This window comes from Luteibacter sp. SG786, from assembly GCF_011759605.1.
Classification (GTDB): domain Bacteria; phylum Pseudomonadota; class Gammaproteobacteria; order Xanthomonadales; family Rhodanobacteraceae; genus Luteibacter.
The window spans coordinates 599182-623808 of record NZ_JAAOYX010000002.1; the positions used below are offsets into that span (position 1 = coordinate 599182).

Genomic DNA, 24627 nt, shown 5'->3' on the forward strand with positions numbered 1-24627 from the left:
TGAGCTTAATCTCAAGAGGGCGCGCCCCCGGAAGGCGACGTATCAGCCCAGGTCGAGCAGTTCGCGAATGTCCCGCAGCGCCTTGAACCGCCGCACGAGGTTCAGCGGCTTGCGTTTCAGCATGCCGAATTCGCCACGCTGGAAGGCTTCCACCGCGTCCAGCACACGGTCGCTGGAGTGGCCGTCGCGGTAGGGGTGTATGTCGTCGCCGTGCGCGCGGATGGCGGCCATCAGTTCGGGGGGGTGCGACAGCGCGAGGTCGATGGCGGCGTCCACGTCGGCGGGTGTCGGCACGTCGAGCATGAACGGTTGCGGCACGCGATTCGCCACCGTGACCACCGGTTTACCCATCACCGCGAACTCGTGGACGACGGACGAGGTGTCGCACACCAGTACATCCGCGGCCCGTTCCATCTCGACCAGGTGATCGGATGTGAGGAAACGCGCGTTGGGCGCTTCCAGTCCGCGATATGCGGCGAACAGTGCTTCGTCGCACTTCGGATGCAGCGTGAGCAACCACTGGCGGTCGCCGCGCGCGATCATGGCGCGTAGCGGCTCCAGCATGGCGGGTGCGCTGCTGAGGCGATGGCTGAAGGTCGAGGCGTACATCACTACCGGCCGCCCGTCGCGCGACGGAAGTCCGGTAGGCGACGACGACGACGGCGCGAACAGCGGATCCAGTTTCGGCCAGCCCGTTTCGACCACGGCGAAATAGCCATGCTCGCGCGCCAGCGCCTCGAACGGCACGGTGGTCGCCGGCCCTTGGGTCACGTAGAGGTCGAAGAACCCGCGAATGGCGAAATGGCCGCGGTCGGGCTCACGCTTCTGCGCATTGAATCCGTGGAACACCTGCACCTTGATGCCGGGCAACGCCGGAGACACCCAGTTGGCGGCGCAATACACGGCGTCCGGCCGCAGGGCATGCGCTTCGCGCAGGCTGCGCACGCGGTGCTCGTCTGGCGCGAGCTGCGCCGCGACAGCCGCCGGCACTACCCAGCCCACATCGATGCCTCGCGCGCGCGCCGCCGCGGCCAGGGGACGCAGGATCGGCAGGCCGTAGGACTCGGTGGCGAACATCAGGCACGCGGGCAAGGGCGGCACTCCGCAAGGGACGACGTGGCATTATGACGGCTCGCTACCCGACCCCGCATCTCGATGACCCTACGGCCCATTTCCCTCTGCGTGATCACCCAGAACGAGGCCGATCGCATCCACGACTGCCTGGCTTCCGCCGCCGGCTTCTGCGACGACATGGTGGTGGTCGACGGCGGCTCCACCGACGACACCCTCGATATCGCCCGGAAGGCGGGGGCCCGCGTCATGTCGCGGCCCTTCGACGGCTTCCGCAGCCAGAAAGCCTTCGCGGTGGCGCAGGCGAAGAACGACTGGGTGCTCTGCCTGGACGCTGACGAGCGCGTCGGTGCCGATCTCCGCGCGGCTATCGAAGCGGCCTGCGACAAGGGCTTCGACGCCGCCGGCTACCGTTTCCATCGCCGCAACGACTTCTTCGGCCGCTTCATGCGTTACGGCAACGCCGGGGCGGACAAAGTGCTGCGGCTGTTCGATCGCCGCCGGGGCGGCTGGCGTGGCCCGCGCGAGATCCACGAGTCGGTGAGCGTCGACGGCGAGGTGCGCATGCTATCCGGCTTCCTCGACCACTATCCGTACCGCTCGCTGTCGGAACTGATGGCGAAGCAGGAACGGTATGCACACATGATGGCCACCGAGGAATTCGCCGCCGGCAAACGCGCCACGCTCGCGCAGATCGTGCTCAGCCCGATGTGGCGCTTCTTCCGCGGCTATGTGCTGCGCGCCGGCTTCCTCGACGGCTGGCGGGGCATCGTCTACGCGCTGTTGCGCGTGGAATACGTGCGACGCAAGTACGTGAAGCTCTGGTTGTTGCAGCAGGGGCAGAAGCCCTAGGCGCGTTGCCCGCTGCCGCGGGATCGCCGGCAGAGCCGGCTGCCACACAGGGCAACCTGGCATTCGTGTGGGAACCGCTCCCACACAGATCAGCCCGAGCGGCCTGGCCTTTTGTGGGAGCCGCTTCAGCGGCGATGGGTGCTTGCCTCAAACGCGCAACAAGCGCGCGGCCACTTCGACGATGTCGCGGGTGATGGCCGTGGCCGAACCGTCCCGGGCCAGCGCCGCCGACTGACCTGCCCATAGCGGCTGGAAGTCGCCAAGGCCCCGCGCTTCGGCCACCTTGCGCAACGGTGCGAGCGGACCGCCCGCGAGCGGGAACGGCAGGGCATCGCCGGTCAGCGGGCCCAGCTCGCGCATCACGCGGTTCAACACGCCGCGCGCGGGGCGACCGGTGAGAACGTTGGTGATCGCGGTGTTGTCGTCGCGAGCCTCTCGCAGGGCCTGGCGATGCACCGTCACCGTGGTCGCTTCCTCGGCCAGGAGGAACGCGGTGCCCACCTGCACGGCCGACGCACCCAGACATAGCGCCGCTGCCATGCCGCGCCCGTCCGAGATGGCGCCAGCGGCGATCACGGGCACGTGCAGTGCATCGACGAGTTGCGGCACGAGGGCCATGGTGCCGGGCTGGGTGGCCATGTCGTCGGTGAGGAAGTTGCCGCGGTGACCGCCGGCCTCGTAGCCCTGCGCGATCACTGCATCGCAGCCTCGCTCCGCGAGCCAACGGCCTTCCGCCACGGTGGTGGCCGAGGAGAGCACGACGGCCCCGGTGGCTTTCACGCGGGCGAGCAGCGGCTCCTGCGGCAGCCCGAAGTGGAAGCTCACCACCTCCGGCCGCAACGATTCGACCATGGTGCACATGGCCTCGTCGAAGGGCGCGCGGCCACCGGCGGGCGGCAGGTCGCTCGCGTCGATGCCGAATTCCTCGAAATACGGCGCCAGCCTTTCGAGCCATCGCGCGTTGGCTTCCGCCGTGGGTGCCTCGGGCCGATGGGCGAAGAAGTTGAGGTTGATCGGGCCGTCCACCGCGTCCCGGAATGCGACCACCTCGGCCGCCGCCTTCTCCACGGGCAGGGAGGAGCACGGGATCGCACCCAGGCCGCCGGCCTTCGCCACTGCAATGGCCAGGGGCGCCAGCCCGGCGCCCGCCATGGGCGCGAGCAGCAGGGGTTGCTCAATCGCGAGCAGATCGAGGATACGGCGGTCTTTCCAGGCGGCCATGGTCTCACCGGTGCAGTGCGGTTTCCGCCAAGCATAGCGGGACTGCCGTTGGGCGAGGGGGGCCGTGTGGGAGCCGGCTATGCCGGCGATCCCGCGGCAACGGGCACGCTTGCCGCGAGTACCCGTCGCCGCTGATGCGGCTCCTACATCAAACCGGCGGCAACTTGTCGAGGAACTTGTCCAGCGTGACGGGGTAATCGCGCACGCGCACGCCGGTCGCGTTGTACACCGCGTTCGCCACCGCGGCAGCCACGCCGCAGATGCCCAGTTCGCCGACACCCTTGGCCTTCATGGGCGAGGAGATCGGGTCGGTCTCGTCGAGGAATACCACCTCCTGGTGCGGAATGTCGGCATGCACCGGCACTTCGTACGAGGCGAGGTCGTGGTTCACGAAGAAACCCAGCCGCTTGTCGACCACCAGGTCTTCCATGAGCGCCGCGCCAACGCCCATGGTCATCGCGCCGATCACCTGGCTGCGCGCCGACTTGGGGTTGAGGATGCGCCCTGCGGCGCAAACGGCCAGCATGCGATCGATGCGGATCTCGCCGGTGGCGGCGTCCACCCGCACTTCCACGAAGTGGGCACCGAACGTGGATTGCTGGTAGCGCTCGTCGAGGTCGCCGTATTCCATGCCGTCCTCGGCCACGATATCTCCGTCCGCCACGGCCTTGGCCAGCGGCACACGCCGGTCGTTCGCCACGACGTCGCCGCCGTCGAATACCGCCGTGTTCGCATCGACACCAAGCTTTTGCGCAATCGCCTCGCGCAGTTTCACGCAGGCCGCGTAGACGCCGGCCGTGGAGCTGTTGCCGCCCCACTGTCCGCCCGATCCCGCCGACACCGGGAAGCTGGAATCGCCCAGGCGCACGTCCACGCGGTCCAACGGCAGGCCGAGCATTTCCGCGGCGGTCTGGCCGATGATGGTGTAGCTGCCCGTGCCGATGTCGGTCATGTCCGTTTCGACGACGAGGCGCCCGCTGCGCTCCAGACGCACGCGGGCCGCAGACTTCATCACCAGGTTGTTGCGGAAAGCGGAGGCTACGCCCATGCCCTTCAGCCAACGCCCTTCGCGCACACTGCCCGGACGCGTCGCGCGCCGCTCCCAACCGAATTTCTTCGCCCCCGTGCGCATGCACTCCACGAAGCGGCGTTGCGAGAACGGCCGCTTCGGATTCTCCGGGTCCACCTGCGTGTCGTTGAGGATGCGGAACTCTACGGGATCCACACCCGCTTTCTCGGCGATCTCGTCGATGGCGATCTCCAGCGCCATCATGCCCGGCGCCTCGCCCGGGGCGCGCATGGCATTGCCTTCGGGCAGGTCGAGCACCGCCAGGCGCATCGCGGTCATGCGGTTCGGGCCCGCATAGAGCAGACGGGTCTGCGACACCGCGGTTTCCGGACCGCCGCCGGGAAGGTCGCCGGACCAGCTTTCATGCGCGATGGCGTCGATCTTGCCGTCTTTCGACGTGCCGATGCGTATGCGCTGGATCGTGGCGGGACGGTGCGTGGTGTTGTTCATCATGAGCGGACGCTGCAAGGCAACGGCCACCGGCCTGCCCGCGGCGCGCGCACCGAGCGCCGCCATGATCGCGTCTGCGCGAACGAAGAGCTTTCCGCCGAAGCCCCCGCCGATGTACGGCGACACCAGGCGTACGTTCTCTTTCGGAATACCCAAGGTCTTCGCCACGTCGCCGCGGCTCCAGTCGATCATCTGGTTTGCCGTCCACAGGGTGAGCCTGTTGCCCTCCCACGCCGCAATAGTCGCGTGCGGCTCCATCATGGCGTGGCTCTGGTCAGGCGTGGTGTACGTGGCATCCAGTTTCACGGCCGACGCGGCGAAGGCTTTATCGAAGTCGCCCACCGCCGTGTCCGGCTTGCCGTCCTTCGGCTTGGTGGCGGAACCTTTGGCTGCGGCGAGATCGAATGTGCCCTTGGCGCGCGCATAGTCCACGTGGACGAGCTGCGCCGCGGAACGCGCCTGCTCGAAGGTTTCTGCCACCACCACCGCCACCGCCTGGTGGTAGTGCTCGATGTCGGGGCCGCCGAGCAGGCGCGCCGTGTTGAAGTTGCCCTTTCCCAGCTTGCCGGCGTTCTGGGCGGTGACGACGGCGAGCACGCCCGGAGCCCTGCGTGCCTTCGACGTGTCGATAGCGACAATGCGCCCTTTCGCGATCGACGACCCCACGACGTAGCCATAGGCGTGATTCGGCGCCACGTCGTGTCGCTCGTACGCATAAGGCGCGGTACCGGTGGTCTTCAGCGGCCCTTCGATGCGGTCGAGGGGCTTGCCGACTACCTTCAGACGGTCGATGGGATTGGTGGTGGCGGGCGTGTCGAATTTCATGCGGTCCGCTCCTTCGCTTCGGCCAGCGTCGCAGCCAGGGTGCGTTCGACCAGCGTCAGCTTGAACGCGTTGTCGTCGGTAGTCTGTGCGCCGGCGAGCAGGCGTGCCGCCGCAGCCTTCGCGCCCTTTGGCAGTTCGGCGTCCGCAGCCTCCATGCGCCAGGGCTTGTGTGCCACGCCGCCGAGCGCGACGCGTCCGCTACCGTCGGGTTGTACCACCAGGGCGACCGATACGAGAGCAAAGGCATACGACGCGCGGTCGCGCACCTTGTGATAGAGCTGGTGCCCGCCGATGGGCTTGGGCAGGGTGACCGCCGTGATGAGCTCACCCTTCGTCAGCACGTTCTCGATGTGCGGCGTGTTGCCCGGGAGCGTGTGGAAATCCGCGATGGGAATGCGGCGCACGCTGCCGTCGGGCTTTATGGTTTCCACGGTGGCGTCGAGGGCGCGCATCGCCACCGCCATGTCGCTCGGGTGCACCGCGATGCAGGCCTTGCTGACGCCAACGATGGCATGCGATCGGCTGAAGCCGCCCAGTGCGGCGCAGCCGCTGCCCGGCAGGCGTTTATTGCATGCCTGGTTGGTGTCGTAGAAGTACGGGCAACGGGTGCGCTGGAGCAGGTTTCCGGCCGTGGTCGCCTTGTTCCGCAACTGGCCCGATGCGCCAGCCAGCAAGGCGCGGGAGAGTAGCGGGTAATCGCGCCGGATGCGTGCATCGGCGGCAAGATCGGTATTGCGCACCAGCGCACCGATGCGCACGCCGCCATCGTCCGTGCCTTCGATCCGGGCAAGATCCAGGCCGTTCACGTCGATCAGGTGGGCCGGCTGCTCGATGTCGATCTTCATCAGGTCAAGCAGGTTCGTACCCCCCGCGATGAACCTGGCGTTCGGCGTCATCGCGGCGGCTGCGGCGGCTGCCTTAGGCGATTCGGCGCGCTCGTAGGTGAAGGGCCTCATGCCGCACCCCCCGCCACTTCCTCGATCGCGTCATGGATATTGGAGTAGGCGCCGCAGCGGCAAATGTTGCCGCTCATGCGCTCCCGGACCTCCGTGCGGCTGAATCGGGCCTTCGCCGTCAGATCGCCCGTCACGTGGCTTGGGATGTCCTCCTTGATCTCGTCCAGCACCGCCACCGCGGAGCAGATCTGTCCCGGCGTGCAGTACCCGCACTGGTAGCCGTCGTGCTTCACGAATGCAGCCTGCATCGGGTGGAGGCTGCCGGGTTTGCCCAGGCCTTCGATCGTGGTGACCTTCGCGCCTTCGTGCATCACCGCCAGCGTGAGGCAGCTGTTGATGCGGCGGCCGTCGACGATGACGGTGCAGGCACCGCATTGCCCGTGGTCGCAACCCTTCTTGGTGCCGGTCAGGTGCATGTGCTCGCGCAGGGCGTCGAGCAGGGTCGTGCGCGTATCGAGTTCCAGCGCCTGCGGCGTGCCGTTGACCTCGAGGGCAACCTTCGCCGTCACCGGCTTGCCGGTGGCTCCAGGTTCGGAGGCAGCCGTGACCAGGCGGGGGGCCGCCAGGGCCGTGACCGACATGGCGCCCATCTTGAGGACATCGCGCCGCGTGAACTTCCAGTCGTTCGATGGAGCCATGATCGAGTCCTCAGCGCTGTTGGGGATTTAGCCTGGACAGGCGGGCTGGACTAGCCGTTGGAGCGTAAAACATCGTCGCGGGGACTGCCACGGCGGCGGAGGCCGAACAGACCAACCTGGACCTGGGGAACATCCGACTGCACGCGTGAAGCGACAGCGAAAAAGCGGTTACTCCAAACTCAATCGCAGCGGACGCCATCGCTCGGTTCTCCCAAAACCTCCGATAACGGACGCGGTATCGGCCGCCTTGGTTGTTCATGGCAAATCAGATCTCGTACTTCTCCAGCACGCCATCACGATAGACATGCAGGCGGAGCTCGAACGTGACCCATCCGCCAAAGCCGCCTAGCGATATGTTCATGCCGTCGCGCACATGGCGCGATTCGATACTTATTTCATGCTTGGCCGCCAGCCCCTGGCCGGCCTTGCCGGTCATGACGGCTCCGGCGACGATCATCGCCGCATAGCCCATGCGACGAAACAGCCCTTCGCTCAGGTGAGGAAGGAGCCTCGTCGAACCGAAGGCCGCCGCCACCGCGGCCACACCGACAAGGGCTCCGGCTCCCAATGTATGTTTGTCGAGCAGGCCGAAGGCGGCGTACAGCGCAAGCTTTGTCAGGTGAAGCATGATCTCATTCGCCGCGCGCGTGGCCACCACCTGTTGCTTGCTCAGACCGTACTGCAAATAGAACCGGTTGAAGAGCAGACCGACGGCTCCCGTAAGGCCGGAGACAAACCCGGCGGCAAGACCAAGAGCCATGATCTTCCTCGGCGCGACCTGCCCCGCCACATGCTCGGGGCACCGACGGAACAGCATCGGAAGATTGCCCAGCAGGAAAAGGCCAAGCATCGCCTCGATGTAGATCGGACTCATATGGTCCAGCAGCCAGACGCCGAGAAAGGCACCGGGAAGCGACAGCGGCACGAACCACCGGACCACAGACCACTCGATATGTCTTACGAATATACCCAAGCGCGCGGTGCTGCTGATCGCGCTCCCCAACGACAGCGCCGCCGGTACGTGCGCTGCAGGAAGGCCGAGGCCAAGGACAGGCATCAGGACGAGGCCTGCGCCGCCGCCGCTCACGGTGCTTATCGCGAACGCAACAACACTGGTAACGAAAAGCAAAGCGAGGAACATCGGAACACTCGGCATGGGGAAGGATGCACAGCCTGCCGACGCCCACTTATATGACGCTTATGAGTAATTTCTTCTCCGCCCGGAACAAAAGCGGTTGCCCCAACGACGCACGGGTTCATCGCGAAAGGAAGTCGCCGATGGCCTTCGCGATGTCGGGCGCATGGGTTTCCAGCGCGAAATGTCCGGTGTCGAAGAAGCGCACTTCCGCGCCGGGAATATCCCGCTTGAACGCCTCCGCACCCGGCGGCAGGAAGAACGGATCGTTCTTGCCCCAAACGGCGAGGAAGCGTGGCTTGTGCTCGCGGAAATACGCCTGGAAGGCGGGGTACATCGCTACGTTGTTCTTGTAGTCGCCGAACAGGTCCAGCTGGATTTCATCGGCGCCGGGGCGGGCCAGGTAGTAGTTGTCGAGCGCTATGCCGTCGGGCGACACCCGCGACTCGTCGCCCACGCCATGCACGTACTGCCAGCGCGTGGTCTCCGGCTTCAGCATGTCTCGCAACACCTCGCGATTCGCCGGGGTGGGGTCTTGCCAATACGCGCGGATCGGGTTCCAGCCTTCGCTCAGTCCTTCCTCGTAGGCATTGCCGTTCTGCGAAATGATCGCCGTGATCCGTTCGGGATGGCGGACCGCGATGCGGAAGCCCGTGGGCGCGCCATAGTCGAACACGTAGACGGCGAAGGTGTCGAAGCCGACCACCTCGGTGAAACGGTCGATCACGTCGGCCAGGTGGTCGAAGGTATAGGCAAAGGTCTCGCGCGGCGGCATGTCGGAGAGACCGAAGCCCGGCAGATCCGGCGCCACGATATGGAAACGATCCGCAAGCAGCGGGATCAGGTCGCGAAACATATGGCTCGACGACGGGAAGCCGTGGAGCAGAAGCAGCTTCGGCGCGTTCGCCGGGCCGGCCTCGCGGTAGAACACGTTGAAGCCGTCGACGTTGGCGGTGCGGTAGTTGATCGTGCTCATGGCATTGCCTCCGTAAGTGATGGAACTCAGGTCGTGGCGTCGTTGTTTGTCGGCGAATGAGGCGTCCACAGGCTTAGGCCGAAACGGTCCGGGCCGCTTGGAGGATCAGGTCCACCACAGCATCAGGCGCCGTGACGCCGGGTGCGTGATCGACCGGATGCGACACGATTCTCGCGTTCGCGCGTTCCGCCATGAATCGCTGGGTGTTTGCCACGATCATCCGGTCCTGCTCGGCCACCAGGTACCAGGTCGGCACGTCCTTCCAAAGTGGTCGAGGCACGGCGACGGTGATGCAGCCTCCCGATATCGGGCGCTGCGTGGCGGCGAGAAGCGCTTGCTCCTCCTCTGTGGCGTTCGGCGCGAAGGCCTGGGCGAACGCCCGCTCGGGAAGCCAGATGACGCCATGGCCATCCGCTGCCAGATGCGGCGCCATGGGGTGCGGCTCGGCCCGGTAGAAGACGTCCGCAACCGTCTCGCCCTCGTCCGGCACGAGTGCGGCCACGTAAACCAGGCCCTTCACGGCCGGATGTCGTACCGCGCCGACGACGGCGCCGGCATAGGCGTGCGCCACGAGGACGACCGGTCCGCCAACCCTTTCCACAGTGCGTTCGAGTGAGGCCACGTCGTCGGCAAATGTCGTCAGCGGCAGAGGGGCCGTAACCACCTTGTGCCCTCCGTGGTGGAGGCGTGTGATCACCTTGGACCAGCTTGAGCCGTCCGCCCATGCGCCGTGTGCCAGGACAAATGTCGTGTCGGACGTATACATACTAACCTCTCCGCTTGAAGTCCACTGTAACCGCCTAAATGTTTTTGAGGAGGTTATGATTGCTCGTAGTAACTTGTCAAGCGTTTTTTAGGCGGTTACTTTTCCTCAGCCGGAGGTCGTCATCCATGTCCCAGTCCCTGCCCCCCATGTTCATCGCCGACGCCCCCGGCCTGGACTTTCTGAATTCGGTGGCGACGCCCGTGGACGCGCCTGTCGACTGGATCGACGACGGCGCCGGGCTTCTCGCCTGGCTGGAACAGGCCGGGATGGTTCCTTCGGACGTTCTGGATGCCATGCGCGAGCGCGCCATGCCGGGCGAACTCGACCGCCTTGCCGGTCAGGCCCGCAGCCTGCGCGAATGGTTCCGGGGTTTCGTACGCACTAAGAAGGGCCGCGCGCTGGGTGCCGACGACCTGAAGGAGCTGGAACCCCTCAACCAGTTGCTCTCGCGCGACGAGGGCTATGCGTCGATCGTGCCGAGCGAAGGTGGGGGCAAACTTCGGTTCGTTCGCACGCGTCGATGGTCGTCGCCGGAGTCGTTGCTGCAGCCGATCGGCGAAGCCATGGCGAAGCTCGTCGCCGAAGAAGACTTCTCATACGTCAAGGCTTGCGAGGGCCCGACCTGCACCCTGCTCTTTGCCGACCACACGCGCGGCCACGTTCGCCGCTGGTGCAGCATGGCGGCGTGCGGAAACCGGGCGAAGCAGACGGCACACCGGCAGCGCGCAAGATCCGCTACCTGAGAGCGCCCCCGAGCGCCTCCCGCATGGATATGATGGCGCCACATCGACCAGGGGTACTCCATGAAGCAGACCAGGATCTTCCTGCGCACCGCGATCCCCGTCGCGGCCATGCTCGCACTGGCGGGCTGCGCCCATGACCAGCCGTCCATGCACGCCGCCGCTCCCGGCCCCACGAAAGATGCCAAGGTGAGCTACGACGCCATGCCGGAAAGCGACGCCAACCGGTATCAGATGACGAAGAGCCAGCACACCTTCGGCGCACAGCCCATCGACAATCCGCCGCCGGTGTATCCGCCCGAACTGGTATCGGCGAACCTCGCCGCCACGATCCACGCCAAGGTGATCGTCGACGGCGAGGGCAAGGTCACCGACGTGCGCGACCTCGACACCATGGGCGGCGAACACCACGCGGCGTTCTTCGCGGCGGTGCGGGATGCGGTGCTCCGTTGGCGCTATACGCCCATGACGGTCGTACAGGACCACGAGGACGCCAAGGGCAACTTCAATACGACGCGCACCACCGCACCTTTCAGCCTCGACTACGCGTTCCGCTTCGAGCTGAAAGACGGCGTGCCTTCGGTATCGGCAACGCGTTAAGGCAGGCGCTGCGCGCGTTCGCTCACGGTGCCGTTTTCATAGACTGCCAGCGCGCCTGCCTTGCCTTCGCTGCCCACGTCGAACTGGAAGCGCAGATCGCGTTCCTTCGCGAAGAATCGGTTTGCCGCTTCAGGGTAGAGGGTGACGATCAGATTGCCCGCGGTCAGCTTCAGGTGATCGCCCTCCACCACCACCACGATGTCGCCCACGTGCGGCGACCGGTACCGGCCCGTGAACGCAGCAAGCGCGGAGGCGGGCAAGTTGAACGTACGGGCGGGGGGCGTATAGGTGGCTGGTCCGTGGTCGTAGCTGAGCACGCGATGCATCCGCCATTGCCCGCCGTCGAGCTTCCAGAGGGTGGTGAACTCGGCTTGTCCGTCGAGGCGTTCGGGACTTCCTACATGGGTGACGTAGAAGAAGTGGTGTCCGGTAAGAAGGCCGTAGCCGCCCTTCATGGGATGGAACGCGACGCTCTTCTCGTCCGCGACGCGTCTTAGGTGCATCTTCGGATCGCCGCAAGGACCTTTGCGTAGCGATTCGATCAACGCTTCGCGGCCGGCGGTAAGGCCACCCTTGTCGTGGTAGAACTCGACATTCTCGGTGATGAATCCATCCATCGCCTGTAGATCGCAGGCGTTGTATGCCTGCCAGAACTTCGCATCCACGGCGCGGATACGGGATTCGTCATCATCAGCGGCATGCGCCGGTAAGGAAAGCATCGCGACGGCGCAAAAGCCCAGAGCCTGCAACAGGCGGGTGCTTTTACTTTGCATCTCTTCATCCTTTTTTGGCGGCCGGCACCCGGCCAATATCACTGAAGCAACCGGTTGATGTCCTCGACGTCCTTCAGCGTGGCCGCGCCCACGGTGCGCTTGAGGAGGAGCTTGTTGAGGATGAACTGATGGCGCAGGGCGGTGTACTGACTGCGGATCTCCGCCACCGTCTGGATCGCCACCACCACGTTGGTGAGGCTCTGTGTACCGATGTCGTAGCCGGCGCGCATGGAGGCCAGAGCCTTCTTCGCGGCATCGACGGCGTTGCGTGCATCGTTCACCTGGCCGATGCCCGTCTCCACCAGATTGAAGTAGTTGTACGCGTCGCGCGCCGTCTGGCGGCGCACCGTTTCCAGCTGTCCCTGGTCGGCATCGCGTTGGGAGATGGCCTGGCGAACCTGTGACTGGGTAAGGCCCCCGCTGAAAAGCGGCACCGAAAGCACGAGGCCCACCGTCGTGTTGCCGGTGCCATAGCTCGCGCTCCCCGGAAGCCGGTTCGACCACGCGCCGGCCTTGTCGTAACCCACCGACAGGTTCACCGTGGGAAGGTGGCCGGCACGCGCGGCATTGATCGAATGCTCGTCGGCATGGACGAGGTGCGACGCCGCGAGCACGGCCGGGCTCTGCGCCATCGCCTGCTGTACCCATGCATCGGCGTTGTCGGGCGTCGGTTTTTCCATGGGCAGGTCGTCGCGCAAGGTCTTGAGGGTGCCCGGTTCCTTGCCGGTCAGCTGCTGGAGGGCACGGCGCGCGTCCCTCAGCGAGTTTTCCGCATCGACGCGGGACGACTTGATATAGAGGTAATACGCCTGCGACTGCGTGAGGTCCGCCTCGGGCGCCAGACCCTGCTGGAACATCGTGGTGGCCTGGTCATACTGCTGCTTGTACGCGTCCTCGTAGGAACGGAACACCTCCACTTGGTCTTGCGCAACGAGCACCCGGAAATACGCCGATGTCGCGCGGACGTAGAGGTCCTGCAATTCGCCTTCGTAGGTCGCATCCTGCGATTCGGCCGTCAGCTTGGCCTGGCGCTCGCGTGCGAATTTCGAAAGGTCGACCACCGTTTGATTGAGGTTGAGCGACAAGTCGCGCTGGCGGCTATGGCCGCCACCCGCAACAACCTCGGGATTGCCGTTGTTGTCGTTCACGACGCCGGCGTTGCCGGGGTGGAACTGTTGCAGGCTGAGCCCCGCCGACAGCTGCGGAAGCAGCGCGGCCCGCGCTTGCGGCACGCCCTCCGCTACCACCTGGCGCTGCGCACTGGCCGTGGCAAGCACGGGATCGTTGGCCACCGCCTCGCGGTAGATGTCGAGGAGATCCTCGGCACGGGCCGCGACGGGCACGCCGCCGGCAAGTGCCAGCAACAGGCCGAGGCACGTGGTTAGCTTCCGCTTCTGCATGTCTACCCCTATGACGTACGTATCGATGGGGCCGGATCAGCAAGAAGCGTGCCGGATGCCGGAAACGACCGACGCGCGCAATGCGGGCCGCCCGAGGCGCGCCGCGTCCGCCGCGGAACCTGTCCGCGGACGCCGAGCGCGGACACCCTCGGTCACCATCAGGCGGAACGCATCGCCGCAACGGGCGGAACGGCGGCCGCGCGCAGCGCGGGTGCGAGCACGGCCAGTTGGCCGAGCGCCCACAGCGTCACCGCGCCGACAGGCAGGTACCACGCGGGAAGACGCGGCAACTCGTAGAACTTCATCAGGCCGGCATTGATGCCGAAGGCCAGGACCATGCCGAGCGCGATGCCGATGGTGACGATGAGGAAGTTTTCGATCTGGAAATAGCGCAGGATGTCGCCGCTTGTAGCGCCCAGGGCACGGCGCACGCCGATCTGCTTCCTGCGCTGCGCCACCCAGAAGCTCGCAAGGCCCACGATGCCGAGCGCCGTCGTGCCCAGCAATGCGACCACCACGCCGGCCAGCAATCCGGCCATGACGCGGGAAGCCAGGAAATAGGAGTGGCGCAACTCGGCGATGGTCCGGCTTTGCGCCTGATCCAGCACCGCCTCGGGCGCGGCCTTGAGCACCGCCTCCCTGGCGCGCGCCATGACACCGGGCAGGTCGGCCGGATCGGCGCGCACCAGGTACCTGCCGGCGAACTGCGGCCCGGGCTGGGCGGGAACGTACACCGACCAGTCGGGATCTTTTGCTTCCCCGCCACCGGGCTCCGGCACAGCCAGGTGATCCAGCACCCCGATCACACGGAAGGTGTCGCCACTCCAGAAGGTCTTTCCGAGCGGGTTCTCGCCGGGCCAGAAGTGCTCGGCCAACGCGCGCGTGATCACGACCGGCGGATCCTTCGGCACGAACGTGCCGACCGGGGCATATTCCTCCTGCGTCGGAAAGCGCCCGGCGACGAGACGCAGCCCGAATGCCTCCGCCGAACCCGGGCTCGCGAGATAGAACTCCACGACACCGCCGAACTGAGCCTTGTCCGCGTCGAGGAACACGCCGGCACGCCCGGCGTGCTGGCTGAAGGGCACAGCGTTCACGACAGTTGCCGCGCGTACGCCGGCTATCCCACGCAACGCCGACAGCACGCGCGCATTGAGATCGGTGGCCTGCTCCGGGTCGAAGCCGTCGAGCTTGAGGGTGCCCAGTGCGTCTTCGTCGACGCCGCTGACGATATGCATCGCCTGCACGCGCTGCATGATGAGGAAACATGCATTGCACAGCACCGCGCATGCCAGCGCGATCTCCAGGGCGATGAGCACGGTGGCGATGCGGTGCTTGCGGAGCGCGGCGAGAACAGGTTGGACCTGCACCATGGTCATGTCAGATCACCTTCAACTGCAGTGCAGGCTCGACAAGGCTCGCGCGCAGGGCCGGCAGCAAGCCGGCGAGCAGGCTGACGCCCACCGAAAGCGCGAAGGTCGTGAGGAACATCGACACGTCGAGGTGAATGAAATCGGCATAGGGCACCGGCTGCCGACGTACGAGTGCGAGTCCCAGCAGGGTGAGCAACAAGCCGCCCACGCCACCGACGACTCCAATGACGCCCGCCTCCACCAGGTATTGCGCGAAGACGGTTCGGCGCGTGGCGCCGAGAGCCCGGCGCAGGCCGATCTCTCCACCGCGGCGCAGGAACTTGGCCAGGAGCAGGCCCACCACGTTGCACAGGCAAATGACCAGGAAGGCGAACGCCAGCATGGTCTGGAGCTTCACGTCGTTGGGGACCACGCCGTTGAAGTCCAGCCACTCCATGAGCGACCGCATCCGGTTGTTGTTCCCCAGCTTGATGCGCCCCAGGGCCTGCTGTTGCGCCGCATAGTCGTCGAGATAACGGCGATAGGCGGCCACCTTGGTCGCGTCGCCCAACTGCACCCATAGCGCCACCCATACGCATGGCGAATTCTGCAGGTGGCCGGGTGTGGGCGGCATGGCCCAGCAGGTGAACTGCTGGAAGTTGCCGTCGTTGATTTCCAGCGCCGTGTTCAGCGGCGTGACCACGTCTTCGGGCTTGCTGTAGAAGTCCGCCGTGTCGCCGTTGGAAAAGCGCCCGCCCCTCACGTCGTAAAACAGCGGGGACGGCCGCCAGGGCGCCAGCACACCGACGATGCGAACGTCCTTGCCGCGCAGCCGCAGCGTGCGGCCGACACTGTTGGCACCGGCGAAGAGCTTTTCGTTCAGATCCGAGGAAATGACGGCCACGCGGGCCCGTGCCTCGTCGTCCTCCGCGCTCCAGCCCCTGCCGTAGCGGAACGGAACGTCGAACATCGGGAAGAAGTCCGCGGTGGTGGACAGCATGGGCAGCATCAGGGGCGGCAACGTGGTTTCCGGCGCCTCCAGCTTCACCGGGCTGTTGACGATCAATGCCTGCCGATCTGCCTTGCGCGAGCTCCACAGGTCGATGGCCGTCCGGTAATCGAGCACGTCGTAAGGCTCGCGTCCCTTGGATTCCGGGCTCACATCTATCTGGGGGTAATAAAGGTGCTGGCTGCGCCCGGGAAGCGGATCCCCCGCAAGCAGGTGCATCACCGTGAGCGTGGTCATGCTGGTCCCGATACCCACGGCGATGGCCAGCACCATCAAAGCCGTGAGCATGGGGTTACGCCTCACATGGCGCAGTGCCAGTTCCAGGTAATAGCCGAGCATGCGTACCCCCACGTCATGACGGCGACCAAGGTATACGCTCGGGCATGCCGGGAGATGTGCCATTGGCTCCCCAACTTCCGGCACATCTTCAGCTGCGGCAGGTCAGCCCGGGATGTTGGGCTCGACGAGCTGTGCCAGCTGCATCAGCGACTCCTGCCAACCGAGGTAGCAGGCTTCGGTCGGAATGACGTCGGGGATGCCCTCCTGCGTCACCTCGAGCGCGGTACCCACGCTCACCGCCGTCATGGTCACGGTGGTGACCATCTCGCCCGGGAGGTTCGCGTCTTCGAACACGTCGGTATAGCGAAGCCGCTTGCCCGGCTCCAGTTCGAGGTACTTGCCGCCGAAAGCGTGGCCGTTACCCGTGCTGAAGTTGGTGAACGCCATACGGAAGCTGCCCCCGACCGTCGCGTCCATCTCGAAGACCTTGCAGGTAAACCCGTACGGCGGCAGCCACTTGGCCATGGCGTCGGGATCGGTGAAGGCCTTGAACAGGCGCTCGGGGGTGGTGCGCAGGACGCGATGCAGGTTGACGGTACCCATGGTTTCACCTCGATACGATGGCAGAGGAAGGCCCTCTGACTGTACCGTCGAACGGGCGCTCCCGATTTCGACATGAGCCGGGGCGCCGCATCGACGCCTATCTCAGTAGGCGTCGTAGGTCCTGTACCTTGCCCTGAGCCATTCCGCCCAGCGCGCCGCCCGGGCCATCACGGCCTGCCGGTATTCGGCGTTGTACCTGGGAGTACGGGAATGGTAATCGGCGATACGGGTCCAGAGGTCGCCGCCGTCCTTCACGATATGCGTGCGGATACGCCACGCGGCCAGTTCGTAGGGATAGCAGCCGGCGCCGGAGACGTCCTGTTCCGAGATGCCGTATTTCCGTAGTTCGCCCAGGTAGGCCGTGTTGAATTGCATCGCACCGAGATCGTAGGTGCCGTTATGGTTCTTCACGCGAAGACCGGGCCGGCCGCCTTCCTGTTCCGCCACGGCCAGCATGGCGTTGACCGGAATCTGGTACTTCACCGCGGCCACGATCGAACAGACGATACGTTCCTGCGCGGGTGCCGCGTGCGAGGACGGCGCGCACGCGGCACTCAGCACGACGAGTGCTGCGACGACGAGGCGGCGCCAGGTGGCCGGAAACATGGTCATGGCCGCCGCGTCAGATCCTGAGCTTGAACTCGTTGCGCCCCGTACCCGTCTGCAGGCGGAGCACGTTGAGGGTGTAACGCTCGTTCATATAGCCGGTGACTTCGCAGATCTCGCTCACCATGCGTCCAGGGGCCGCGGCGGTCTTCTCGATCACCACGATGAGATTGACGGCGCTGGCGATCATCCAGCCGATGGCCTCCGGCGTGAAGCTCTGCGCCGCCGGGTCTTCGTAGATGTAGTGCGCCAGCTTCTGCAGGCCTTCCTCGGAGGAATTGGCGTGCATGGTGGCGACGCCGCCCGGATGGCCGGAGTTCCAGCTCTTGAGCATGGTATATGCCTCGCCGCCGCGCACTTCCCCCACCACGATGCGGTCGGGGCGGAGACGCATGGTGACGCGCAGCAACCGACGCATGTCGGCGTCCTTGCCCGTGCGCAGCAGCGCATGGTTCTGCGCCGTGACCTGCAGTTCCATCGTGTCTTCCAGCGCCACGATGCGGTCGCGCGGGCACTGTTCGGCAATCTCGTGCAGGATCGCGTTGGTCAATGTGGTCTTGCCGCTACCGGTGCCGCCCACGATAAGGATGTTCTTGCGCAAGGCGACCGCTTCGCGAATCGCATCGACCGGGTGCTCGAAGCTGCGCTGCCGCCCAGCCGCCGCCTCGGCGGCCGAGCGTAACGGTGCCGCGCCTATCGGCTTGATGATGCCGTTGTCCTTGTAGTCGCCGAGCGAGAACACCGCGGGCGAGCGCTTGCGCAGTGCGAACGTCGGCGCGGTCACCAGCGGCGGAAGCAGCCCCGCGATGCGCGAGCCGTCGAGCGGGAATTCTCCCTCGATGATCGACTCGGTAGCTGGGATGGGCGAGGTCTGCAAGCTGCCGGCCAGACGAAGGATGGCCGCGGCCTGGTCCTCGGGAAAGGCCGGATCGACGAGGCACATGCCCGCCTTGTGCGACTCGATCCACAGCTTGCCATCGGGGTTGACGATGACTTCGACCACGTCGGTGTCGTCGAGGGCTTCGAGGATGACGGGTCCACACGCGGCGCGCAGGGCCGCCAGGTCATTTTCGCGCAGGTCCTGCGCAGCGGATGAAACGTTCATGGAAATAATCTCGATAGGAAAGGATGATTTAACCGGCCGGCTGCGAGACGGACTGCTGGATGGTGTTCTCGATGTCGGACACCGCCGTCACCACCAGCACGAGCATGCCGCCCATCAGCAGGATCGACGCCAGCAGGAATCCGCGCGCGGCCGCCTGCACCTTGGCGATGGTCTCGTCGAGCCAGTGCCGTGCGAACTTGGCCATCGACTGGTCGAAACCCTGCAGTCGCGACAGCAGGCGCAGGTAGCTGATCGCCTCGCCGTCGGGGAAGTTGTAACCGGTGTCGCGCAGCGCATCGCCGAAGCCGGAGCCCGCCGCGATGTTTTCCAGCGTGGCCTCGATACGGTCGCGCAGCCATCGCGAGCCGGCCCGTTCGAGAAGCAGCTCCAACGCCGATTGCAGCATCATGCCCGAGCGGATCAGCAGCGAGACGTTGAGCATGAAGATGCTGCCGTGGATCGTTCGATAGAGCGACCACGGTGGAAAGCGGTCCACCACGGTTCGTACGGGTCCGCCCAACAAGGGAAGCGAAAGCCCGATACCGACGGCCAGGATCAGGATGAATGCGAGCGCATAGAGGCCCCATTCATTGACGAAGGTGCCCAGTTCGTAGAGGAAATACGCGGCGCCCGACCACGTCTGCGGATTGGAGATGGCCGAGAGCTTCGGCACCAGGCTGCCCGCCACGATATGCAACAGCACGCATAGCATGGCCAGCAGCACCACCGGGTAGATGGAGGCACCGATGATCGCACCACGGATCTTGGAGCCGGCCTCGATCATGGCGATGGCATCCTGGAACGCGCTGCGCATGTCACCGGATTGCTCGCCGGCGGCGATCACCGCCACCTCGTTCGCGTTCACCCAGGGACGCAGACCTTCGGCCAACGTGCTGCCCTGGCTCACGGCCTCGTAGCAACTGTCGAGAATGATGGCGTACCCGTTCCCCGGCTTCTTGCCTTCCTCGCTGGCGACGTTGTACATCTCGCGCAGCGCGTCGATCAGCATGATGCGGTTTTCCAGCATCATGGTGAGGTGGCCATAGAAGCGTATGCGCTTCTTCGCTCCAAACTGGAACTTGGCCATCTTGTGGTTCAGTCGTTCGAGTGCGCTGCTCATGAGATGGCGTCCGGCAGGTGGAACGAAGCTCCCGTCGAGCGGATGGGGCCGACAATGCGTTCGCCGGCGCGCGGGTCCACGATGCCCTGGTTGATCTTGCGAATGAGCGCATCGGCCTTGCCGATGCCACCGCCTTCCTGGATCCAGTGACGCGTGGCTTCCAGGTGGTGGCCGCGGATGTAGGCCTGCATAAGGCCCGGCGACGTGCGTATCACCTCGGCCACCACGGTTCGGCCGGCGGTTCCCTGCTGCTTGCAGCGCTCGCAGCCGTCGCCTTGCAGGCGCACGCCGTCGAGGTCGCAGTAACGCGTCAGGCGCTTCATCAGGCGTTCGCCCAGCAGTTCCTCATTGCCTTTGAGCGGAATGCTGCACTCGTTGCAGAGGCGCTGCACCAGCGACTGGTTGACGAGGCCGATCACGAGGCTGGAATCGGTGAGCAGCGACTGCATCACGCCTTCGTCTTCCAGGCGCGGCAGAATGGCCAGCGCATCGTTGGCGTGGATGGTGGTCCAGATGAGATGGCCCGTCATCGCGGCACGGAAGGCCATCTTGGCCGTCACGGCATCGCGCACCTCGCCCACCATGATCACATCCGGGTCGAGACGCATCGCATCCGCGATGGCGTTCGCCCATTCCTGTTCCACGCCCGCGCTGCTGCCTCGCTCGCCGCTCACGGGCGATTGGTTGGCGCCCTCGATCTCGTATTCCGGCGGGTCTTCCAGCGTGAGCAGGTGGATGCCGGTGTGTTCGGCCATCAGCTTCTGCATCACCACCTTGAGCGTGGTGCTCTTGCCGCTGCCGGTGGGGCCGGAGAGCAGCACCACGCCGGTACGATGTTCCATCAGTTCCTCGATGGCCTCGCACTGTTCCGGCAGGTAGCCGAGGTCGGCCAGCTTGGGCGCCGCGCCCGGGCTGTCGGCGTACAGCAGGCGCAGCACCATCATCATGCCGCGGTCCAGGGGACGCGTATTGATGCGTGCGCCGGACAGTCCGCACTCGCTCAGGAACTCGTCTTTCATGCGCGCGCGCTGCGCCTGCATGGGCTTGAACGTCGGCTCCGCGACGTCGCACATGCTCTGGTAGATCGTGGCGCAGATGCGCAGCCCTTCGTCGGGGCGAAGCTGTTCCACGGGGCGCAGGTAGCCGTCGATGCGGCAACGGATTTCGCAGTAGTCGTGGCGGGCCACGATATGCAGATCGGACGCGCGCATCGCGGTCGCTTCGCGAATCAGGTCCACGATGTAGCGCTGCGCTTCGCTCTCGCTGCCCACCGACTGACGCTGCCGGCCCTTGCCCAGGCGGTAAAGGTCCAGCACATTGCGCATGCCGCAGGTGATCACCTCGCACTCGAAGCCATGCCGGCGCGCGGTCTCGTGGTAGCTGAGCACGTGCGGGTCGAGACGGTGCGAGGACGACACGGCCAGGATGCAACGGCCCGGCTGCCTCGGAATCTCGACCAGGCACATCAACCCCCGGTTGTCTTCCTCGACCTCGAGCGCGCCCTTCTCAGTAGACAGGATGCGCGCGCCATTCAGGACCAACGCGATCAGGTCGGAAAGCGTGTAGTTCATCGCACCGTCCTCCCCGTCAACTGCGGTCTGGCAAGGGTGGCGCGACCATCAGCCCGTTACCCTGCATCCCCGGCAGTGCCGGCATGTCGGCCGTGAGGCCGGCCCTGTATTCGCGGCCGCCCTTGCTGAAGGTGACGGTGCCGGCCGAAATACGGGACACGCGATAGCCGCCCGGTACGCTGTCGCCGACGCGGGCGTCCATCACGCTACCGCTGTTCAGGCGGAGCGTGGCGCTCAGCGCCCCACCGCGGCCGTAGATGGCTTTCACGGCAGGCATGCCGATGGCGGACGTACCGCCGGGGGCACCCACCCCTGAGGCCTTGTCCAGATCCGCCTGTGCCTGTGCGCGGGCGGTCTGTGCCTTCAGCAGCATCACTTCGGTCTGCAGCTTCTCGAGCTGCGTGGCCACAGCGTCGTCCATGGGTGCGACCGGAACGGCCGGGGCAGTAGTTGCCGCAGAGGCCGGCGCCGGCGCAACGGGAAGAGTCTGTGCATGGATCGCGGAGGCGGCCAGCAGGCCCGTCGCGGCAAGCAGCACAACATTAGTCTTTCGCATAAAACACTCCATTGAGCGACCACTGTGGGGCGCTGTCAGAAAAGAGAACTTTCATGGTGGTCACGCGCAGTCCCGGGAACGGCTGTGCGAGCAGCGTGTCCGGCGGCATCGTGGTGGTGAGCGTCCAGTTGTAGGTCTGCCAGTCGGCCGGTGCCCATACTTGCCGCGGCGAACCGGGTACGGAGGGTGGTGGTGGCGGAAGCTGGGCCTGGCCCTTCGTCAGCGACGGCACCTTGAGGCCGAGCGACTGGAAGTGCGAGGTCAGTCCGATCAGGGCTGTGTCCTGTGATTGCAGTGCTTCCTCTTCGCCTGGCGCCGCTTGCAGCGCCAAGCTGACCTGCGCCTGTTCACCCATCTGCGAGACCTGCGGTCCCTGGCCGAAAGCGGCGACGGCGGCAGCCTGGAACACGGCGACCGGCATGCCGTTGTCGCGGCGGTAGTCCACCGTTGCCGAGCCGGCATCGAGTGCGATCGAATCCGCACGCCAACCGGCGAGGGTCAACGGAATGCGATTCATCGCCTGCTTCCACACGGCGAGCTGCAACAACGGACGCGGTTGCGACTTCCACGGATGCGGGGGCGGCACCTGGACCGTTTCATTCGAGCGCGCGGCGAACTGCGCCGCCAACCGGTCGCGATACGCGTGGATCGCCCAGCCCGCCGCGCCGAGGATCACCACACCCGCGGCGATACCGAACAGCAGGTTCTTCTGCTGCCGGGTCATCTCGCCCGTCAGCGATTCCAGCTTGCCGGCCGACTTCAGCGCCGATCGCGGCAGGAGCGATACCAGCGGCGCCTCCGGCCACGGTGTTTCGAACTCCTTCGGCGCGTAGATGGCATCCCACTTTTCGCCCGCGTCTTCCACGAGTTGCACGGTGTCGCGCAACAGCGCTTCCACCTCGCCACGAGTACCGATGATGTCGCGACCGGCCATGATGGCACCCTGCCGTACACCGACCAGCGCGTAGCGGGTATCGGGCAGGCGGAACGCACCGATCCAGTCCGGCTTGTCCACCGCCTTCGCCAGCACGGCGGCCAGCGAATGGAAGCCCGGCTCGCCGATGTCCTTCGGCCCATAGCCGATTTGCGTGGCCGCGCCCGCCATGTGCCGTACGGCCAGGCCGAAGTCGGCGGCCTTGCCCTGGCGTTGCATGGCCGCGCGGCTGATCTTCGGCACGGGCGGCTGCCAGACGAGGCCCGCCACCAGCGCCTTGCCGTACAGTTTCGTTTGGGCGGCTTGCGCCGCCCCCTTGTCGGTCCTGGCCATGGCTCAGCTCGCCACGACCGGCGTGATGAGGATCACGATCACGCTGTGGTTCTTCACCGCCTTGCGGCTACCGCCGAGGAACTGGTTGTTCGGGCTGCCCACACCGGAGCGCTGGCTGTCGTCAGTATTTTGTTCAAAACCCGACAGCGCCAAAGTCTCGCCCGAACGCAGGCGCACCTTCTGCGCGAATGCACGCAGGTCCACGGTAGGCAGCTGGATAGAGGTGGGCGAATCCTTGTCACCCATGGTGACCAGGTCCGCCAGGTCGCTCAGGCTGATGTTGTACTGGAGCAGCAGCTGGTTGTCGGCCATGGCGTATGGCAGCAGCATCATGTTGAAGCCGGTGGTCACCGTGCCGGGCTGGATACCCGTCGACGTACCGACCTGAGCAACCGCGGTGTTGCTGACCGAGGCGATATAAGCCTTCTGCGTGGCCACCTGCATGGGAACCGCCTGAAGGTTGAGCGTGGTCACCGAAGGTTGCGTCACGACGGACACCTTACCCTGCTCGGACAAGGCCTTGATCAGCAGCGACGAGTCCTTGAACGGGCCCTTGAGAATGTGGACGTTGGCCGTGTTGCCTTTCACGTCGGTCGCTGCCGTGCCGATCGAGCCGGCACGGGCGCTGTTGTAGGCGAGGTTCCAGTCCACGCCGTACTGGTCGGTGCGGTCGAACGTGATATTCAGGATCTTTACGTTCAGGACCACCTGCGTGGTCAACAGCTTGTTCTCGTGGTCGATATACGAGGCGATGCGGTCCAGTACGTCAGGGGAATCGGTCACCGTGATCGAAGCCGTGGCCTTCGACAGGGTGAACTTGCTCTGGCCCGGCGTGAGCATGCCGGATACGGCGTTGGACACGTCGTCCATCACCGAGCTGGTAAGCGTGGTCGCCACCGACTGCGCGCTGCCTGCCTGGCCGCTGACGCCGCCACCGCTGCCACCGGCACCGCCGGCACCACCGCCCGGGGACGCACCCGCCGAAGCGCCCGAATCTCCGCCGCTGCCGCCACCACCACTCGAGCCGCCACCGATGCCCATCGACGACATCGTGCTCGTCGTGACACTGCTCGACAGCGCGTCCGTGCCCGGAAGCGCATAGATCTGGAAGGTGCGCGTTTCGGTGCGGAAGATGTGCACCGCGCCGTTGCGCACACGCCAGTGCAGGTCAAGCTGCGCGCCCACGGAATCGAGCAGGCCGACGAGGGAACCCTGCCAGTTGAGCGACACCCGCGGTTCTTCCGGCGCATTGTTTGCACTCGCTTGCGGCGGCCCGAGGATCACGGTGTGTCCGGCGACGTTGTCATCGCCACCCTTGCCCGAAGCTTGCGGCACGTGCAATGCATCGGCGCTCACATGCACCGGAATCTTGCAGATGCGCGACACCTTGTCGGCGAACTGGCTCAGCGTGACCGGGCTGGCCTCGAACATCGTGAGGTCGCAGGAGACCGTTTCCGGCGCCGCGGACAGCGGTTGCGATTCCTTGGCTACCCAGTAGCCATGCTCGTGCACGCGCACCGTGGGAGCCTGTATGGCACGCATGGTGGCAACCTGCGCACCCGCGAGGGACATGTCCTGGTCGTTCGTGCGCTCGGCACTGCGCAGGGCGGAGGTGGCGCAGCCGCTGAGCGCGACGGCGATGGAAGCGGCCATGGTGAGCCGGACGAGCGTACGAATCGTGGTCATG

General features: G+C 65.8%; 22 protein-coding genes and 1 pseudogene. 3 read left to right on the forward strand and 20 right to left on the reverse strand.

Translation table 11 applies throughout. The features are described from left to right. Positions 1–42: 42 nt before the first annotated feature. Positions 43–1077 (reverse strand): CDP-glycerol glycerophosphotransferase family protein, encoded by a 1035-nt coding sequence (locus tag FHS47_RS14530; RefSeq protein ID WP_167029337.1) that lies wholly within the window; start codon positions 1075–1077, stop codon positions 43–45. A 78-nt stretch (positions 1078–1155) separates the two neighbouring features. On the opposite strand from FHS47_RS14530, the gene FHS47_RS14535 reads away from it, so the two are divergent. Further along, positions 1156–1923, forward strand: a complete 768-nt coding sequence (locus FHS47_RS14535) for a glycosyltransferase family 2 protein (protein WP_167029340.1) — start codon at positions 1156–1158, stop codon at positions 1921–1923. 147 nt (positions 1924–2070) lie between these two features. Here FHS47_RS14535 and FHS47_RS14540 read toward each other — a convergent pair whose 3' ends face one another. From FHS47_RS14540 to FHS47_RS14570, 7 genes are all read right to left on the reverse strand, one after another. Beyond that, positions 2071–3144, reverse strand: coding sequence for a nitronate monooxygenase family protein (locus tag FHS47_RS14540; RefSeq protein ID WP_167029343.1), 1074 nt, complete (start codon positions 3142–3144; stop codon positions 2071–2073). A gap of 148 nt (positions 3145–3292) precedes the next feature. Beyond that, positions 3293–5488 (reverse strand): aldehyde oxidoreductase molybdenum-binding subunit PaoC, encoded by a 2196-nt coding sequence (paoC, locus tag FHS47_RS14545; protein WP_167029346.1) that lies wholly within the window; start codon positions 5486–5488, stop codon positions 3293–3295. Continuing rightward, a complete protein-coding gene (locus FHS47_RS14550; protein ID WP_167029349.1) occupies positions 5485–6444 on the reverse strand; it encodes a xanthine dehydrogenase family protein subunit M in 960 nt (319 codons plus the stop codon). Before FHS47_RS14550 ends, paoC begins: the two co-directional genes overlap by 4 nt. Next, positions 6441–7082 (reverse strand): aldehyde dehydrogenase iron-sulfur subunit PaoA, encoded by a 642-nt coding sequence (gene paoA / locus FHS47_RS14555; RefSeq protein ID WP_167029352.1) that lies wholly within the window; start codon positions 7080–7082, stop codon positions 6441–6443. Before paoA ends, FHS47_RS14550 begins: the two co-directional genes overlap by 4 nt. A gap of 265 nt (positions 7083–7347) precedes the next feature. Next, positions 7348–8223: a sulfite exporter TauE/SafE family protein gene (locus tag FHS47_RS14560; protein WP_167029355.1), complete on the reverse strand. Its 876-nt coding sequence runs from the start codon at positions 8221–8223 to the stop codon at positions 7348–7350. A gap of 115 nt (positions 8224–8338) precedes the next feature. Beyond that, positions 8339–9193 (reverse strand): alpha/beta hydrolase, encoded by an 855-nt coding sequence (locus tag FHS47_RS14565; protein ID WP_167029358.1) that lies wholly within the window; start codon positions 9191–9193, stop codon positions 8339–8341. A 73-nt stretch (positions 9194–9266) separates the two neighbouring features. After that, entirely contained in the window at positions 9267–9959 is a 693-nt protein-coding gene (locus FHS47_RS14570) for an alpha/beta hydrolase (protein ID WP_167029361.1), read from the reverse strand. A gap of 125 nt (positions 9960–10084) precedes the next feature. On the opposite strand from FHS47_RS14570, the gene FHS47_RS14575 reads away from it, so the two are divergent. Further along, positions 10085–10702 (forward strand): ABATE domain-containing protein, encoded by a 618-nt coding sequence (locus tag FHS47_RS14575; protein ID WP_208382030.1) that lies wholly within the window; start codon positions 10085–10087, stop codon positions 10700–10702. Positions 10703–10762: 60 nt separating this feature from the next. Continuing rightward, positions 10763–11299: an energy transducer TonB gene (locus FHS47_RS14580; RefSeq protein WP_167029364.1), complete on the forward strand. Its 537-nt coding sequence runs from the start codon at positions 10763–10765 to the stop codon at positions 11297–11299. Here the strand turns inward: FHS47_RS14580 and FHS47_RS14585 are convergent. The 12 genes and pseudogenes from FHS47_RS14585 to FHS47_RS14640 all read right to left on the reverse strand — a co-directional run bounded on the left by FHS47_RS14585 (position 11296) and on the right by FHS47_RS14640 (position 24626). Beyond that, positions 11296–12072, reverse strand: coding sequence for a DUF4440 domain-containing protein (locus tag FHS47_RS14585; protein WP_208382031.1), 777 nt, complete (start codon positions 12070–12072; stop codon positions 11296–11298). The two genes, FHS47_RS14580 and FHS47_RS14585, sit on opposite strands and share 4 nt — an antisense overlap. Positions 12073–12110: 38 nt before the next feature. Further along, positions 12111–13472, reverse strand: coding sequence for a TolC family outer membrane protein (locus FHS47_RS14590; protein WP_167029367.1), 1362 nt, complete (start codon positions 13470–13472; stop codon positions 12111–12113). 158 nt (positions 13473–13630) lie between these two features. Beyond that, complete coding sequence (locus FHS47_RS14595; RefSeq protein WP_167030231.1) at positions 13631–14842, reverse strand: FtsX-like permease family protein; 1212 nt, start codon at positions 14840–14842, stop codon at positions 13631–13633. Positions 14843–14852: 10 nt separating this feature from the next. Beyond that, positions 14853–16172, reverse strand: coding sequence for an ABC transporter permease (locus FHS47_RS14600; RefSeq protein ID WP_167029370.1), 1320 nt, complete (start codon positions 16170–16172; stop codon positions 14853–14855). Positions 16173–16274: 102 nt separating this feature from the next. Then, positions 16275–16715 carry an SRPBCC family protein gene (locus tag FHS47_RS14605; RefSeq protein ID WP_167029373.1) on the reverse strand — a complete coding sequence of 147 codons (441 nt, stop codon included), beginning with the start codon at positions 16713–16715 and terminating at the stop codon, positions 16275–16277. Positions 16716–16826: 111 nt separating this feature from the next. Next, positions 16827–17273, reverse strand: a pseudogene (locus FHS47_RS14610) (hypothetical protein); the annotation flags it as partial. Between the two features lie 64 nt (positions 17274–17337). After that, positions 17338–18426 (reverse strand): ATPase, T2SS/T4P/T4SS family, encoded by a 1089-nt coding sequence (locus FHS47_RS14615; RefSeq protein WP_167029376.1) that lies wholly within the window; start codon positions 18424–18426, stop codon positions 17338–17340. Between the two features lie 28 nt (positions 18427–18454). Continuing rightward, positions 18455–19546, reverse strand: coding sequence for a type II secretion system F family protein (locus FHS47_RS14620; protein ID WP_167029379.1), 1092 nt, complete (start codon positions 19544–19546; stop codon positions 18455–18457). Next, entirely contained in the window at positions 19543–21117 is a 1575-nt protein-coding gene (locus FHS47_RS14625; RefSeq protein WP_167029382.1) for an ATPase, T2SS/T4P/T4SS family, read from the reverse strand. The genes FHS47_RS14620 and FHS47_RS14625 overlap by 4 nt, the downstream gene beginning before the upstream one ends. Positions 21118–21133: 16 nt before the next feature. Further along, entirely contained in the window at positions 21134–21673 is a 540-nt protein-coding gene (pilP, locus tag FHS47_RS14630) for a type IV pilus biogenesis protein PilP (protein WP_167029386.1), read from the reverse strand. Continuing rightward, positions 21660–22940, reverse strand: coding sequence for a type 4b pilus protein PilO2 (pilO2, locus tag FHS47_RS14635; protein WP_167029389.1), 1281 nt, complete (start codon positions 22938–22940; stop codon positions 21660–21662). Before pilO2 ends, pilP begins: the two co-directional genes overlap by 14 nt. A gap of 3 nt (positions 22941–22943) precedes the next feature. Then, on the reverse strand, positions 22944–24626 hold the full coding sequence (locus FHS47_RS14640; protein ID WP_167029392.1) for a PilN family type IVB pilus formation outer membrane protein: 1683 nt from the start codon (positions 24624–24626) through the stop codon (positions 22944–22946). Between the last annotated feature and the right edge of the window lies 1 nt (position 24627).

What these genes read in the sequence shown, in the direction of transcription:
- pilP (WP_167029386.1), bottom strand. Translation starts at nt 21,673, where the DNA reads ATGCGAAAGACTAATGTTGTGCTGCTTGCCGCGACGGGCCTGCTGGCC.
- FHS47_RS14585 (WP_208382031.1), bottom strand. Translation starts at nt 12,072, where the DNA reads ATGCAAAGTAAAAGCACCCGCCTGTTGCAGGCTCTGGGCTTTTGCGCC.
- FHS47_RS14640 (WP_167029392.1), bottom strand. Translation starts at nt 24,626, where the DNA reads ATGACCACGATTCGTACGCTCGTCCGGCTCACCATGGCCGCTTCCATC.
- FHS47_RS14605 (WP_167029373.1), bottom strand. Translation starts at nt 16,715, where the DNA reads ATGGGTACCGTCAACCTGCATCGCGTCCTGCGCACCACCCCCGAGCGC.
- FHS47_RS14570 (WP_167029361.1), bottom strand. Translation starts at nt 9,959, where the DNA reads ATGTATACGTCCGACACGACATTTGTCCTGGCACACGGCGCATGGGCG.
- FHS47_RS14530 (WP_167029337.1), bottom strand. Translation starts at nt 1,077, where the DNA reads ATGTTCGCCACCGAGTCCTACGGCCTGCCGATCCTGCGTCCCCTGGCC.
- pilO2 (WP_167029389.1), bottom strand. Translation starts at nt 22,940, where the DNA reads ATGGCCAGGACCGACAAGGGGGCGGCGCAAGCCGCCCAAACGAAACTG.
- paoC (WP_167029346.1), bottom strand. Translation starts at nt 5,488, where the DNA reads ATGAAATTCGACACGCCCGCCACCACCAATCCCATCGACCGTCTGAAG.
- FHS47_RS14625 (WP_167029382.1), bottom strand. Translation starts at nt 21,117, where the DNA reads ATGAACTACACGCTTTCCGACCTGATCGCGTTGGTCCTGAATGGCGCG.
- FHS47_RS14550 (WP_167029349.1), bottom strand. Translation starts at nt 6,444, where the DNA reads ATGAGGCCCTTCACCTACGAGCGCGCCGAATCGCCTAAGGCAGCCGCC.
- FHS47_RS14565 (WP_167029358.1), bottom strand. Translation starts at nt 9,193, where the DNA reads ATGAGCACGATCAACTACCGCACCGCCAACGTCGACGGCTTCAACGTG.
- FHS47_RS14600 (WP_167029370.1), bottom strand. Translation starts at nt 16,172, where the DNA reads ATGCTCGGCTATTACCTGGAACTGGCACTGCGCCATGTGAGGCGTAAC.
- FHS47_RS14620 (WP_167029379.1), bottom strand. Translation starts at nt 19,546, where the DNA reads ATGAGCAGCGCACTCGAACGACTGAACCACAAGATGGCCAAGTTCCAG.
- FHS47_RS14590 (WP_167029367.1), bottom strand. Translation starts at nt 13,472, where the DNA reads ATGCAGAAGCGGAAGCTAACCACGTGCCTCGGCCTGTTGCTGGCACTT.
- FHS47_RS14615 (WP_167029376.1), bottom strand. Translation starts at nt 18,426, where the DNA reads ATGAACGTTTCATCCGCTGCGCAGGACCTGCGCGAAAATGACCTGGCG.
- FHS47_RS14540 (WP_167029343.1), bottom strand. Translation starts at nt 3,144, where the DNA reads ATGGCCGCCTGGAAAGACCGCCGTATCCTCGATCTGCTCGCGATTGAG.
- FHS47_RS14535 (WP_167029340.1), top strand. Translation starts at nt 1,156, where the DNA reads ATGACCCTACGGCCCATTTCCCTCTGCGTGATCACCCAGAACGAGGCC.
- FHS47_RS14560 (WP_167029355.1), bottom strand. Translation starts at nt 8,223, where the DNA reads ATGTTCCTCGCTTTGCTTTTCGTTACCAGTGTTGTTGCGTTCGCGATA.
- paoA (WP_167029352.1), bottom strand. Translation starts at nt 7,082, where the DNA reads ATGGCTCCATCGAACGACTGGAAGTTCACGCGGCGCGATGTCCTCAAG.
- FHS47_RS14580 (WP_167029364.1), top strand. Translation starts at nt 10,763, where the DNA reads ATGAAGCAGACCAGGATCTTCCTGCGCACCGCGATCCCCGTCGCGGCC.
- FHS47_RS14575 (WP_208382030.1), top strand. Translation starts at nt 10,085, where the DNA reads ATGTCCCAGTCCCTGCCCCCCATGTTCATCGCCGACGCCCCCGGCCTG.